The sequence below is a fragment of the Streptomyces sp. NPDC052396 genome, assembly GCF_044593195.1.
Classification (GTDB): domain Bacteria; phylum Actinomycetota; class Actinomycetes; order Streptomycetales; family Streptomycetaceae; genus Streptomyces.
The window spans coordinates 265,001-278,852 of sequence record NZ_JBIUAW010000005.1 but is presented as its reverse complement, the minus strand read 5'-3'; the positions used below and the strand labels follow the sequence as shown (position 1 = coordinate 278,852).

Sequence of the window (13,852 nt, the reverse complement as noted above, 5' to 3'; positions counted from 1 at the left end):
TCAGCGGCCCAGGCGTCCGCGGACCATGCCGACCATGGCGGTCAGTTCCTCGACGCGCATGCGCTTGGCCGCGATGTAGAACACCGCGAGCAGCAGCAGGCCGCCACCGGTCAGCGCCGCCAGCGATCCGGTGACGCCGCCGCCCAGCGTCTGGCCGATGCCATAGGCGGCGACCCCGCTGATCAGGGCGGCGGGGACGCAGGCCCCGGCCAGGCGGGCGTAGGTGCGCACCACACGGGCGCCGTCCAGGTCACCGCCGAGCCGCTTGCGCAGCCGCTTCCAGGCGACGCTGACCCCCACCGCGTACCCCAGTCCGTAGGAGACACCCATGCCGGCCACCGCCCACTGGGCGGGCAGCAGCAGATAGCTGAGGGCGGCGCCGGCCGCGTTGACGGCGGCGACGATCACGGTGTTGTAGAACGGCGTGCGGGTGTCTTCGTAGGCGTAGAAGGCGCGGAGCACCACATACTGCACCGAGAACGGGATCAGGCCGAGGCCGAAGGCCATCAGGACGTGGCCCATGGAGCGGGCGCTGGTCAGGCCGGAGGAGCCGAAGAGCAGGGTGCACATGGGGACACCGAGCGCGACAAAGCCGAAGGCCAGGGGCACGATGGCGACGGCCGAGGTGCGCAGGCCCTGGGAGATGTCGTCGCGGACGGCCGCGGTGTCGCCGTCCACGGCGGACCGGGACAGTCTCGGCAGCATCGCAGCCATGATCGAGACGGTGAGGATGGCCTGCGGCATGCCCCAGATCAGCTGCGCCTGGAGGTAGGCGGTGATGCCGGTGCCGGGGTGTCCCTGATGTTCCGCTGTGTGACCGGCCGCCGTGGCGAGCTGGGTGACCACGATGTTCCCCGCCTGGTTGGCGAGCACGAAGAGCATGGTCCACTTGGCCAGCTTGGCGGCCTTGCCCAGGCCGTGGCCGCGCCAGTCGAACCGAGGCCGGATGCTGAAGTCCGCCGCGCGCAGATAGGGGACCATCGCCAGGGCCTGGACGACCAGCCCGAGCAGAGTGCCCAGGCCCAGCAGGCGCAGGCCCTCAGGCGGGATCGTGCTGACGGTCATGCCACTGTGGGCGAAGGTGCCGTAGACCCCGATGAACAGGCCGACGGTCGTGATCACCACGACGTTGTTGAGGACCGGGGTCCACATCATGGCGCCGAAGCGGCCACGGGCGTTGAGGATCTGGCCCATCACCACATGGATGCCCGTGAAGAAGATGGTGGGCATGCAGTAGCGGACGAAGGTCACGGTGACCGAGTTGGCCGCCGGGTCATTGGCGAAGTCGTTGGACACCAGGCGGACCAGCAGGGGCGCCCCGGCCACACAGAGCACCACCAGGGCGCCCAGGATCACGGCCACCAGGGTCAGCAGCCGGTTGGCGTATGCCTCGCCGCCGTCCTCGTCGTTCTTCATGGCCCGGACCAGCTGGGGCACGAACACCGAGTTCAGGCCGCCGCCGATGGTCAGGAAGAAGATCATCGAGGGGACCATATTGGCCGCCTGGTAGGTGTCGCCCAGCATGCCGGCGCCCAGCGCCGCCACCAGCAGCGCCGACTTCACAAAGCCCGTCAGCCGCGACACCAGCGTTCCGGCCGCCATCAGGGCGCTGGACTTCAGCAGCCCGCCCGCCTTGCTGCTCTTGGCGGCCGGCGCGGCCGGGACCGGCTCCTGCTCGTCCAGCGGCTCCGCCGACAGCGGCTCGGAGGGCGGCGGGACGAAGGCACCCGCGGCCGGCACCGGAGGCTGGGCCTGCGGCGGCTCATGCGGCTGCGGCTGCTGCTGGTCCCGGTACAGGTGCGCGAAGGCGTCCTGCTGCTCCGGGGACCGGCCGGGGAAGCCGCCCACGATCAGCTGGGTCGACTCCTCGGGACCGTAGCCGGGGGCCTGCGGCCAGGGGCGCTGCTGCGGGGCCGGCGCGGGCGCGGCCTGCGCGGGGTCGTACAGCGGGTCGTAGGGCGGCGGGTCGTACGGCGCGGGCGCGGCCGGGGCCTCGCCCTGGTACGGGCCGGCGGGGTAGGCGTCCCGCAGATAGGGGTCCTGGGCGTACGGCCCGGGGTGCTGCGGCTCGGGGACGGGCGGTACCTGCGGGTACTGGGCCCGCTGGTCACCACCCGCGCCCTGGCCGCGGTCACCGTCGTACGGCGCGTTCATCGCTACCCCACCTCATCAGTCCGCGGCCGACCGGCCCCGCAACACGTCAATGTTCCACTTTCTCACCCGGGCCGGACTGCTCACCGCTCGGCGTTCCGGTGTCCATGGTGTGGGCACCGTCCCGGCCGGGCTTGCCGTCGTCGCCGTTTCCGTCCCCGTCCGGGCCGCCCTCACTGCCGGCCGGGGGGCCGTCGTTGCCCGCCGGGCGGGTGCCCGAGCGCTTGCGCTTGAGGTAGATACGCAGCCCCGCGAGCACCAGGAGCAGCACACCGACGGCGATGACCAGGAGCACGATAGGGGTGATCGAGGTGACCTGCACAGTGAAGGTCATGTCCTGGCCGTACTGCTGGTTGTCGGCAGTGTAGAGCCGCGCCGTCACCTTCACCGGACCGTTGGCATAGGCCCGGGTCTCGAACTTCACCGTCTGGCTGTGCCCGCCCTCGATCTTGATGGGCTGCGACTTGTCCACGCTCAGACGGTTGGGCTGGCTGGACTCCAGTTCCAGGCGCAGTCCGGTGATGCCCTGCAGCAGGCCGTTCCGCACGGTCACCGGGATGGTGGCGCTGCGGCCGGAAAGAGTGGCGTCGGACTTCTTGACCAGCTGCACCTTTTTGGTGAGGTCGTCCAGATAGGACTGCACCCCGCCCCGGAAGGCGGCCCCGCCCCCGGCGTCGCCCCGCCAGGAGCTGGACATCTCCCGCATGATCGTGTTGCCGAAGGGGGTGACCGCCCGGTCCTGGGAGGTCAGGATCGTCTTGAAGCGGTCCAGGGTGGTCTGGGTCACCTGGATGTCCTGGAACGCCTGGGAGGGCAGCTCCTGGGCGCGCAGCGCGGCGGGGTACGAGCCGGGGCCGGGCACCTGCTGGTTGGCGGCCGGGTCGGGCTTGGTCTTGGTGGCGTCGCCCAGCTCCAGGGGCTGGGTCCAGCGGCCGTCCGACAGGCCGCGCAGGGCGGCCGCCATGGTCTGGGCCTGGCTGGTGGTGGGCATCCGCTGGGGGGCGACGACGATGCTGCGCTCGTTCTCCGGGGCCTGCTTGTTGATCATCAGGCTCTGCGCCAGGAACTGCTGCACCGCCAGCGAGGCGTCGCCGGCCCGGGTCATATCGCCCTGGAAGGCGGTGGAGAGCCGGGCGTCGGCGACCACGGCGGTGTTGCCGCCGCCGATCTGCCGGGCGGCGGTGGGGGCGTAGGGGGAGCCGCCGGGCTCGCGCAGGCTGTCGCTGCGGGCGATGACGTTATGTGCGCCGGCCGAGGTGGCCACGTCCACGATCGAGGAGTCCACGGCGCCGTCCACCGGCCAGGAGAAGTCGGTGCGCGGCTTGACGCCGAGGATGGTGTCCACGGTGGTGGCGGCCAGCTCGGTGGCGGGCTGCAGGTGGCCCAGCGCGCCGGGGACGTCCTTGCCGCGGTGGGCCAGCGAGGCCAGGTCGGGGTCGCCGAAGGGCAGGGCCACCACCTCATGGCCGGCCACCGCGTTCTGCAGCTGGCTGAGCCACTGCTTGGCGATCACCTGGCCGTGGCCCTGGGTGGTGGTGCCGTCCGGGCCGGCCACGTGGTAGCTCTTGGTCATCGCCTCGGCGGTGGCCAGCAGGTCCGGGTCGACCACCCAGGTGACCGGGAGGTCCTTGCCCAGCGCGACCAGCTGCTGCAGCCTGCCGCCGGGGGCCAGCTCCGCCGTCAGGTCGTCATTGCGGAAGATCGGCGTCTGCTGCTGGTCCGGCTCGGTGTGGCCGGTCAGGTGGGTGCTGGAGATCAGCGGCCACAGAAAGGTGAGCTGGGTCTTCTTGCCCTCGCCGGACGAGGGCTGCCAGGGCAGCAGGGTGCGCTTGATGCCCAGCACCCGGTCGTACTGCTGGTCGGCGGTCTGTCCGGAGAGGGTCACGCCCAGCGGGTAGACGCCGTCCTTGTCCAGGCCCAGGTCCTTGGCGGGCAGGCTGAGGCTGAATTCCCGGCTGACGCCCGGAGCCAGCTTGTCGATCTTCTGGGTGTGGCCGGACAGCTCGCCGCCGTCCGAGGACGGGGAGTAGCCGGTGCGGCCGGCGATGTCGTCGATGTCGCTGCGGGTGCTGAGCAGCGATCCCACCCGCAGTCCCACATGGGCGCCGGTGATCACCGACCTGCCGTTGTTGGTGACGGTGCCGGACACCGTGATCTTGTCGCCCTGGGTGGGCGCGGCGGGCGTCAGGGAGTCGACCGAGACGCCCACGGTGCGGGAGCCGATGGGCTCCGCGTGCGCCTTGGGCGCGGCCGGCAGCTGGGTGAGGCCCAGGAAGAACAGCACCCCGGTGAGCAGCACCGCCAGCGGCCGCGACCGGCGGCGGGCAGGGGCGGACGGCGTCTCCTGGGGCGTTCCCTGGAATGTCTCCTGGAACCTCTCCCGGAAATCTGCCGCCTCGGCCACGCGCTCGCCCGTCTCTCGTCGTCGTCAGTGGTCGTCGGTTGTGCGTCCACGAATGGTAACGAGATGCGCTGTGGCGAAGTGCTGCGGACCGCTGTACAAGATCGTCCAGTAAGCCCGATGCCCTACTCTGCCTGCTATGTGAGGTCTGTCACCGGAGAGTCGCCGGGGTGATCGCTCGGTGATCGCCGGGCGGGCCGCCGCCGGGAGGCCCGTGGGCACCGGGCCACGTACCCTTTCCTGTTGTGCCGAACGCCAACGACAGCCACCAGACCCCGCCCGATGAGCTCACCCAGGTGCAGCGCCGTGCCGTGAGCGAGCTGCTGCGGGTCTCCCCCGTGGCCGACGACCTCGGCCGCCGCTTCCAGGCGGCCGGATTCACGCTGGCCCTGGTCGGCGGGTCGGTACGGGACGCGCTCCTCGGCCGGCTCGGCAACGACCTGGACTTCACCACCGACGCCCGTCCCGAGGATGTGCTGCGGATCGTGCGGCCGTGGGCGGACGCGGTCTGGGAGGTCGGCATCGCCTTTGGCACGGTGGGCTGCCGCAAATCGGGCCTTGATCTGGAGATCACGACTTATCGGTCGGAGGCCTACGACCGGACCTCCCGCAAGCCGGAGGTCTCCTACGGCGACTCCATCGAGGAGGACCTGGTCCGGCGTGACTTCACGGTCAACGCCATGGCCGTGAAGCTGCCGGAGAAGGAGTTCATCGACCCCCACGGCGGCTTGGAGGACCTGGCCGAGCGGGTGCTGCGCACCCCCGGCACCCCGGAGGAGTCCTTCTCCGACGACCCGCTGCGGATGATGCGGGCCGCCCGCTTCGCCGCCCAGCTGGACTTCGAGGTCGCGCCCGAGGTGGTCACCGCCATGCGGGAGATGGCCGGGCGCCTGGAGATCGTCTCCGCCGAGCGGATCCGGGACGAGCTGAACAAGCTGGTCCTCTCCGGCCACCCGCGCAAGGGTCTGCGGCTGCTGGTGGAGACCGGGCTGGCCGACCTGGTGCTCCCGGAGCTTCCGGCACTGCGGCTGGAGCGCGATGAGCACCACCGGCACAAGGACGTCTACGAGCACACCCTGATCGTGCTGGACCAGGCCATAGCGCTGGAGACCACGGGCCCGGATCTGACCCTGCGGCTGGCCGCGCTGCTGCATGACATCGGCAAGCCCAGGACGCGCCGCTTCGAGAAGGACGGCCGGGTCTCCTTCCACCACCATGAGGTGGTGGGCGCCAAGATGACCAAGTTCCGGATGACCAAGCTCAAGTACCCCAATGAGCTGGTCAAGGACGTCTCCCGGCTGGTGGAGCTGCACCTGCGCTTCCATGGCTATGGCACCGGGGAGTGGACCGACTCGGCCGTGCGGCGCTATGTGCGGGACGCGGGTCCGCTGCTGGACCGGCTGCACAAGCTCACCCGGTCCGACTGCACCACGCGCAACAAGCGCAAGGCGCAGGCGCTCTCCGAGGCCTATGACGGGCTTGAGGTGCGGATCGCCGAGCTGAAGCAGAAGGAGGAGCTGGACGCCATCCGGCCCGACCTCGACGGCAACGAGATCATGGAGATCCTGGACGTGGGCCCCGGCCCGCAGATCGGCCAGGCGTACCGGCACCTGCTGGAACTGCGGCTGGAGTACGGCCCGATGGAGCGGGAACGGGCCGTGGCCGCGCTCAAGGAGTGGTGGGCGGCCCAGGGCTGAGTGCCCGTCGCCGCTGCGTCCGCTGTTTCACGTGAAACAGCCGCTCCCGTCGGCCGGGGGCCGTGTTTCACGTGAAACCTCGCGGGCCATGGCCACCGCGACCGCCGCGTAGAGCGCCGCGACGGTGATCAGCAGGGCCGCCGACCGCCCGTCGTGCGGCAGCATCAGGGCGGCCACCCCGGCCGCCGAGACAAAGGCGGCGTTGAACAGCACGTCGTAGATCGAGAACACCCGGCCCCGGAAGCGGTCGTCCACCGAGGACTGGATCACGGTGTCCGTGGCGATCTTGGCGCCCTGGGTGGCCAGTCCCACCACAAAGGCGGCGATCAGCATTGGGGTCAGCCGGAAGGGCAGGCCCAGGGCCGGGGTCAGGACCGCCGCCGCCCCCGCGCAGGCCCCGATCCAGCCCAGCCGGCCCAGCCGTCCGACCGCCCAGGGGGTGAGCAGGGCGGCGGCGAAGAACCCGCCCCCGGACACACCCACCGCCAGACCCAGCAGGGCCAGCCCGGCGGCGCTGCTGTGGGTCCAGGTGTACCGGCAGAGCATCAGCAGGGTGACCGTCAGCGCGCCGTAGCAGAACCGCATCACCGTCACCGCGGCCAGCGCCCGGGCGGCCGGCCGGCGTCGGGCCAGATGCCGCAGCCCGGCCGCCAGGCCGCGCGCGGTACCGGTCAGCGCCAGGCCGAACTGGGCGCGGGGCAGCGGGAGTTCGGGCCCCAGCAGGGCGATGGGCAGCCGCAGGACGGCCAGCGCGGCGGTCAGGTAGAGCACGGCGCCCACCAGCACCACCATGGCGTCGGAGGCGGCGCCGCCCGGGCTGACCAGGCGTACCGCGAAGGCCAGACCACCGCCCGCGGTGGCCGCCAGGGTGCCGGCGGTCGGCGAGAGGGCGTTGGCCATGACCAGCCGCTGCGGGCCGTCCACCACATGCGGCAGCGACGCGGAAAGCCCCGCCAGGACAAAGCGGTTGACCCCGGTGACCGACAGGGCGGAGACATAGAACAGCCAGTCCGGCACCCGTGCCGCGATCAGCAGCGCGGTGCCCACGGCCAGCGCGGCCCGCAGCAGATTGCCGTGCAGCAGCACCTGGCGGCGCCGCCAGCGGTCCAGCAGCACCCCGGCGAACGGCCCCAGCAGCGAGTACGGCAGCAGCAGCACCGCCATGGCGGAGGCGATGGCGGCGGGGGAGGGCTGTTTCTCGGGGGAGAAGACCACAAAGGAGGCCAGGGCGACCTGGTAGACGCCGTCGGCCCCCTGGGAGAGCAGCCGGACGGCCAGCAGGCGGCGGAAATCGCGCAGGCGCAGCAGGACGCGAAGATCACGCACAACGGGCATGCGGTCAGCCTCACATACGCGACGGGCCCCCGGGGGCGATTCCCCGGGGGCCCGTAACGAACGGAGCTCGGCGCTTAGCGCTCGACCTCACCCTTGATGAACTTCTCGACGTTGTCCCGCGCCTCGTCGTCGAAGTACTGCACCGGCGGGGACTTCATGAAGTACGAGGAGGCCGACAGGATCGGGCCGCCGACGCCGCGGTCCTTGGCGATCTTCGCGGCGCGCACCGCGTCGATGATGACACCGGCCGAGTTGGGGGAGTCCCAGACCTCGAGCTTGTACTCCAGGTTCAGCGGGACGTCACCGAAGGCACGGCCCTCCAGGCGGACGTAGGCCCACTTGCGGTCGTCCAGCCAGGCCACGTAGTCGGACGGGCCGATGTGGACGTTCTTCTCGCCCAGCTCGCGGTCGGGGATCTGGGAGGTGACGGCCTGCGTCTTGGAGATCTTCTTGGACTCCAGGCGCTCGCGCTCGAGCATGTTCTTGAAGTCCATGTTGCCGCCGACGTTCAGCTGCATGGTGCGGTCCAGGATGACGCCCCGGTCCTCGAACAGCTTGGCCATCACCCGGTGCGTGATGGTGGCGCCGACCTGCGACTTGATGTCGTCACCGACGATCGGCACACCGGCCTCGGTGAACTTGTCCGCCCACTCCTTGGTGCCGGCGATGAAGACCGGCAGCGCGTTGACGAAGGCGACCTTGGCGTCGATGGCGCACTGGGCGTAGAACTTGGCGGCGTCCTCGGAGCCCACGGGCAGGTAGCAGACCAGGACGTCAACCTGCTTGTCCTTGAGGACCTGGACGACGTCGACCGGGGCCTCGGCGGACTCCTCGATGGTCTGACGGTAGTACTTGCCCAGGCCGTCGAGGGTGTGGCCGCGCTGGACGGTGACACCGGAGGCCGGCACGTCGCAGATCTTGATGGTGTTGTTCTCGCTGGCGCCGATGGCGTCCACGAGGTCCAGGCCCACCTTCTTGGCGTCCACATCGAAGGCGGCCACGAACTCGACGTCCCGCACGTGGTAGTCGCCGAACTGCACGTGCATCAGACCCGGCACGCGGCCGTTCGGGTCGGCGTCCTTGTAGTACTCGACGCCCTGCACCAGCGAGGCGGCGCAGTTGCCCACGCCGACGATGGCTACGCGAACCGAACCCATTCCGGTTGCTCCCTGTGTGTTCTCGACCAAGCCCTGCGGGTCGCAGGGCTTACTTGTCCGGACCGATGCGTCTGTCACGCCCGGCCCGCTCGCTTTCGATCAGCTCGTTCAGCCAGCGGACTTCGCGCTCCACCGACTCCATGCTGTGCCGCTGGAGTTCGAGGGTGTAGTCGTCCAGCCGGGAGCGGGAACGGGCCAGCGAAGCGCGCAGCTTCTCCAGGCGCTCCTCCAGCCGGCTGCGGCGGCCTTCCAGCACCCGCATCCGGACATCCCGTGAGGTCTGTCCGAAGAACGCGAAGCGGGCGGCGAAGTGCTCGTCCTCCCACGTGTCCGGACCGGTGTGGGCGAGCAACTCCTCGAAGTGCTCTTTCCCCTCGGCCGTCAGACGGTAGACGATCTTCGCCCGCCGTCCGGCCAGGGACGCCGCACGGGCGTCCTCGGGAGCGCCGCCGGTCTCCTCCGCCAGCCAGCCGTTCGCCACCAGCGACTTCAGGCAGGGATACAAGGTTCCGTAGCTGAACGCACGGAACACCCCGAGTGAGGTGTTCAAGCGCTTGCGCAGCTCGTAGCCGTGCATCGGGGACTCGCGGAGCAGGCCGAGGACGGCGAACTCGAGGATGCCGGAGCGTCTGCTCATGTTTCGCCTCCTTGTCCCCCACAGCCTAATCCCTTGATCCCTTGCCTTTATTGGTCCCTTATGCCGAGCTGATGTATCGACTCGATACATCCAGACGATAGAACGGCGATCATCCGTCGACAAGAGCGGGGGTGGTGAACGAGCTCACATCACCGGTTCGTGGGACATGCGGAGCCACATTTGGAGTGAACATCCGCAGTAGTCGGGGTTTGACCGTGCGTAGTCTGTGCGCCACGCGGACCGGTCCCACCCCGAGGAAGTAGTCGTTCCATGAGCGAGCATCGCCGCAAGCCGCCGCGGTCCCACAGCGGTGGCTCACGAGCCGCGGCCCGGCGCGCGGCCCAGCAGCCGACGCCCGGCCGCCGCGCCACCCCGCGGAGCGGCTCCCCGGCGCCGGGCCCGCGCCGGGGAGAGCCGCCCGGGCACGGCGGACGGGCCGCGGCCCGCCGCGCCGCCCAGCGCGGCGGCGGGCGCAGACGCCCGGCCCGGCCGCCCAGAACGGGCCTGGGGCGGTATATCGACTACCCGCGCGCCGGCAAGGCCGGGATATGGCGCTGGATCCCCTCCTGGAAGCTGGTCGCCGGGGTCTGCGGCATCTTCGCCGGACTCCTGCTGGGCACCGTGGGCGTGGCCCTGGCGGTGGTGCGGGTGCCCAGCGCCCAGCTGGCCTCCAAGGTGCAGAAGAACGTCTACTACTGGGCCGACGGCAAACAGATGGTGGTGGCCGGCGGCGGCAGTCTCAACCGGCAGATCGTGCCCATCGCGCAGATTCCCAAGTCCATGCAGAACGCGGTGATCTCGGCCGAGAACGCCAGCTTCTACAAGGACTGGGGCGTGGATCCGATGGGCATTCTCCGCGCCGTGGTCAAGATGGCCGAGGGCGGTGAGACCCAGAGCGGCTCGACCATCACCCAGCAGTTCGTCAAGAACACCTATCTGAGCCAGGAGCAGACGCTCAAGCGCAAGGCCACCGAGCTGCTGATCTCGGTGAAGGTGGGCGCCACCCAGAACAAGGACGACATTCTCGCGGGCTATCTGAACACGGCCTACTACGGGCGCGGCGCCTATGGCATCCAGGCCGCCGCACGCGCCTACTACGACAAGGACTGCGCCGACCTGACGGCCAGCGAGAGCGCCTATCTGGCGGCCACCCTCAACGGCCCCAACCTCTACGACCCCTACGGCGGCCAGGGGCCGGCCGCGACCCCGGAGAAGAACCTCAAGCGGGCGAGCGACCGCTGGAAATGGACCCTGGACCGGGAGGTGCAGGTCGGCCATCTGAAGGCCGCCGAGCGCGACCAGTGGGCGGCCAAGGGGTTCCCCACCCCGCAGAAACCCAAGCCCGCCACCAACCGGGCCGGGCAGATCGGTTACCTCACCGACCTCGCCGACAACTACATCGTGGCCCACTCGAAGATCAGCAAGGGCGAGCTGGACAAGGGCGGTTACCAGATCTACACCACCTTCGACCGAGACAAGGTGGAATCCCTGTCGAAATCGGTGGAGGCGGTGCGCAAGACCAACATCAAGCCGGAAGTGCGCGGCGTCGACCAGTTCGTGCAATTCGGCGGTGCCTCGGTGGAGCCCAAGTCCGGGAAGATCGTGGCCATTTACGGCGGCGAGAACGCGCTGACCCACTACACCGACAACGCCGACTACACCGGTGCCCAGGTGGGCTCCACCTTCAAGCCCTTCGTCCTGGCCGCCGCCATGGAACACGGCAGGCGCAATCCCGCGCTCGGCCCGCAGCAGAGCGACGACCAGCGCACCCGGGTCGCCCCGGAAAGCGTCTACAACGGCGACAACATGCTGACCCTGCGCACCTACAACGGCGCCGTCTGGCACGACCGGGACGGCAGCGAATGGCACCAGAAGAACGACGGGGGCGAGGACCGCGGACTGATCAGCCTGCGCACCGCCATGCAGTTCTCGGTGAACACCCCGTACATCCAGCTGGGCATGGACGTGGGGACGGACCTGGTGCGGGACGCGGCGCTGAACGCCGGCCTGGACAAGGAGCAACTGGCCTCGCTCACCCCGACCTTCTCGCTGGGCACCTCGGCGCCCAGCGCCATCCGGCTGGCCGGCGCCTATGCGACCTTCGCCGACAGCGGGCGGCAGATCGACCCCTATTCGGTGGAGAAGGTGGAGAAGAACGGCAAGCCCGCCTTCCAGCACGAGAAACAGAGCAGGCAGGCGTTCCCGGCGAATGTGGCCAACAATGTCACCGATGTGCTGAAGACGGTGGTGGAGGCCGGCACCGGTACCGCGGCGCAACTGGGCAGCCGGCCGGTGGCCGGGAAGACGGGCACCACGGACGGCAACCGCTCGGCCTGGTTCGCCGGTTACACACCCCAGCTGTCCACCGCCATCGGCATGTTCCGCGTCGACCCCAACGCCCGTAACCAGGAGTTCCTGTCGATGCGCGGGGTGGGCGGAAAGCCCACCATCCACGGTGCCTCGTTCCCCGCCGAGATCTGGGCGGCCTATATGGGCCAGGCGCTCCGGGGCCGGCCGGTGGAGGACTTCGACGCGCCCCAGCCGATCGGGGAGAAGGTCTACGGCGGCGGCGCCAGCCCCTCGCCCTCCCCCGCGCCCACGGCCGTGCCCTCCCCCTCGGCCTCCCCGTCCGCCTCGCCGCCCGCCACCGCCTCGCCCACTGCCTCGCCCTCCCCGAGCAGGGGCTGCTCCCCGCTGGACCACCACTGCCCCCCCGGCGCCACCGGCAACAGTGGCGGGACGGACGACGGCGGGCCCGGCGGCACCGGCAGCGGCGGCGACCAGGGCGAACCCGCACCGGCGGCCCCGACCCGGCGGGCGGGCGGCGGCCTCTTCGGCGGGCCCGCGGGGTGAGACCGGCCGGCTCCCGCGCGGGGTGAGCACCGCCGGCTCCCCCGCCGGGTGACGGAGTTGTCCACAAGCGGCGCCTCATGCACAGCCCCCAGCGGGCCCTGGCGCCGTACGGCAGGATGGGCGCATGAGGAGCGAGCGGGACGAGGAGCCGGTACGGCCCACCGAGGAGGACGAGGTGGCCGCCGTGAGCAGTGAGCTCATCGGCGGGCCGGCCGGGCGGCGGGCGCTGCCCGGCGGGTGGCGGGCCGCCGCGCTGGTGGTCGCGCTGCTGATGATCGGCATGTTCGCGCTGGGCATGGTGCAGAAGCTGCCCTGCTACAACCACGGCTGGTTCTTCGGCGCCACCACCCAGTACACCCACGCCTGTTACTCCGACATCCCGCACCTGTTCTCCGGCCGTGGCTTCGACCGCGGGCTGATCCCGTACTTCGACCGGATCCCGCAGAGCTCCGGTGATATGGACTACCTCGAATACCCGGTGCTCACCGGGCTGTTCATGGAGGCCGCCGCGCTGCTGACCCCCGGCGGCGGCAGCCTGCAGGCGCGCGAGCAGTACAACTGGTTCGCCAACGCCGGGCTGCTGATGGTCTGCGCCGTGATCACCGTGATCTGTGTGGCGCGCACCCACCGCCGCCGCCCCTGGGACGCGCTCCCGGTGGCGCTGGCCCCGGCGCTCGCGCTGACCGCCACCATCAACTGGGACCTGTTCGCGGTGGCGTTGACGGCCGGGGCCATGCTGATGTGGTCCCGGAGCCGGCCGGTGGCGGCGGGCGTGCTCATCGGGCTGGCCGGGGCGGCCAAGCTCTATCCACTGCTGCTGCTGGGCCCGTTGCTGGTGCTGTGCCTGCGGGCCGGACGGCTGCGGCAGTTCCTCGGCACCCTGGCGGCCAGCGCCGGCGCCTGGCTGCTGGTCAACCTGCCGGTGATGCTCACCCTTTCCGGGGGCGGCTTGCATATCCGGCCCGGCTGGGCCAAGTTCTACTCCTTCAGCCAGCAGCGGCCGGTGGACTATGGCTCGCTCTGGCTGCTGATCTCCCAGCGCACCGGTGATCCGCTGGATGACGTCAACACCTATGTGGCCGTGGTGATGATCCTCGGCACGCTGGCCATCGGCGCCCTGGCGCTGTACGCCCCCCGGCGGCCGCGCCTGACCCAGCTGGCCTTCCTGATGGTGGCCCTGTTTGTGCTGGCCAACAAGGTCTACTCACCGCAGTATGTGCTGTGGCTGGTCCCGCTGGCCGCGCTGGCCCGGCCCAGGTGGCGGGACTTCCTGATCTGGCAGGGCTGCGAGGTCCTGTACTTCCTGGGCATCTGGTACTACCTGGCCTACACCGGCAGCGGCGACAAGCGCCAGGGGCTGCCCCTGGAGGGCTACCAACTCGCCCTGGTCCTGCATCTGCTGGGCACCCTCTGCCTGTGCGCCCTGGTGGTGCGCGACATCCTGGCCCCGCACCACGACGTGGTGCGCCGGGACGGCTCGGACGACCCCTCGGGGGGTGTGCTGGACGGGGCGCCGGACAGGGTCACCCTCCCCGCCGTACGGGACGCGCGGCCCCTGGGGGAGCGGGCGGACGAGCCGGTCCGATGGGGGGCCGGGAGCGGCGGCACGGTTTAGCGCCAC

General features: G+C 70.6%; 8 protein-coding genes. 3 read left to right on the top strand and 5 right to left on the bottom strand.

Annotated elements, in window-relative coordinates:
- Complete coding sequence (gene murJ / locus ACIHFE_RS15175; RefSeq protein ID WP_400106528.1) at nt 1–2,154, bottom strand: murein biosynthesis integral membrane protein MurJ; 2,154 nt, start codon at nt 2,152–2,154, stop codon at nt 1–3.
- A 46-nt stretch (nt 2,155–2,200) separates the two neighbouring features.
- Nucleotides 2,201–4,555 carry a DUF6049 family protein gene (locus ACIHFE_RS15170; protein WP_400106526.1) on the bottom strand — a complete coding sequence of 785 codons (2,355 nt, stop codon included), beginning with the start codon at nt 4,553–4,555 and terminating at the stop codon, nt 2,201–2,203.
- 242 nt (nt 4,556–4,797) lie between these two features.
- On the opposite strand from ACIHFE_RS15170, the gene ACIHFE_RS15165 reads away from it, so the two are divergent.
- Entirely contained in the window at nt 4,798–6,249 is a 1,452-nt protein-coding gene (locus ACIHFE_RS15165; protein WP_400106524.1) for a CCA tRNA nucleotidyltransferase, read from the top strand.
- 27 nt (nt 6,250–6,276) lie between these two features.
- Here ACIHFE_RS15165 and ACIHFE_RS15160 read toward each other — a convergent pair whose 3' ends face one another.
- The 3 genes from ACIHFE_RS15160 to ACIHFE_RS15150 form a co-directional block, all read right to left on the bottom strand.
- Nucleotides 6,277–7,584 (bottom strand): MFS transporter, encoded by a 1,308-nt coding sequence (locus ACIHFE_RS15160; RefSeq protein WP_400106522.1) that lies wholly within the window; start codon nt 7,582–7,584, stop codon nt 6,277–6,279.
- Nucleotides 7,585–7,658: 74 nt separating this feature from the next.
- A complete protein-coding gene (locus tag ACIHFE_RS15155) occupies nt 7,659–8,741 on the bottom strand; it encodes an inositol-3-phosphate synthase (RefSeq protein WP_400106520.1) in 1,083 nt (360 codons plus the stop codon).
- A 49-nt stretch (nt 8,742–8,790) separates the two neighbouring features.
- On the bottom strand, nt 8,791–9,378 hold the full coding sequence (locus ACIHFE_RS15150; RefSeq protein ID WP_400106518.1) for a helix-turn-helix transcriptional regulator: 588 nt from the start codon (nt 9,376–9,378) through the stop codon (nt 8,791–8,793).
- Nucleotides 9,379–9,648: 270 nt separating this feature from the next.
- On the opposite strand from ACIHFE_RS15150, the gene ACIHFE_RS15145 reads away from it, so the two are divergent.
- Both ACIHFE_RS15145 and ACIHFE_RS15140 read left to right on the top strand, forming a co-directional pair.
- Entirely contained in the window at nt 9,649–12,231 is a 2,583-nt protein-coding gene (locus tag ACIHFE_RS15145) for a transglycosylase domain-containing protein (protein ID WP_400106516.1), read from the top strand.
- Between the two features lie 124 nt (nt 12,232–12,355).
- Nucleotides 12,356–13,846 carry a glycosyltransferase family 87 protein gene (locus ACIHFE_RS15140; RefSeq protein ID WP_400106514.1) on the top strand — a complete coding sequence of 497 codons (1,491 nt, stop codon included), beginning with the start codon at nt 12,356–12,358 and terminating at the stop codon, nt 13,844–13,846.
- Nucleotides 13,847–13,852: the final 6 nt, after the last annotated feature.

Excerpts from the sequence above, each read along its gene's own strand:
- murJ (WP_400106528.1), bottom strand. The coding sequence starts at position 2,154 with ATGAACGCGCCGTACGACGGTGACCGCGGCCAGGGCGCGGGTGGTGAC.
- ACIHFE_RS15160 (WP_400106522.1), bottom strand. The coding sequence starts at position 7,584 with ATGCCCGTTGTGCGTGATCTTCGCGTCCTGCTGCGCCTGCGCGATTTC.
- ACIHFE_RS15155 (WP_400106520.1), bottom strand. The coding sequence starts at position 8,741 with ATGGGTTCGGTTCGCGTAGCCATCGTCGGCGTGGGCAACTGCGCCGCC.
- ACIHFE_RS15150 (WP_400106518.1), bottom strand. The coding sequence starts at position 9,378 with ATGAGCAGACGCTCCGGCATCCTCGAGTTCGCCGTCCTCGGCCTGCTC.
- ACIHFE_RS15140 (WP_400106514.1), top strand. The coding sequence starts at position 12,356 with ATGAGGAGCGAGCGGGACGAGGAGCCGGTACGGCCCACCGAGGAGGAC.
- ACIHFE_RS15145 (WP_400106516.1), top strand. The coding sequence starts at position 9,649 with ATGAGCGAGCATCGCCGCAAGCCGCCGCGGTCCCACAGCGGTGGCTCA.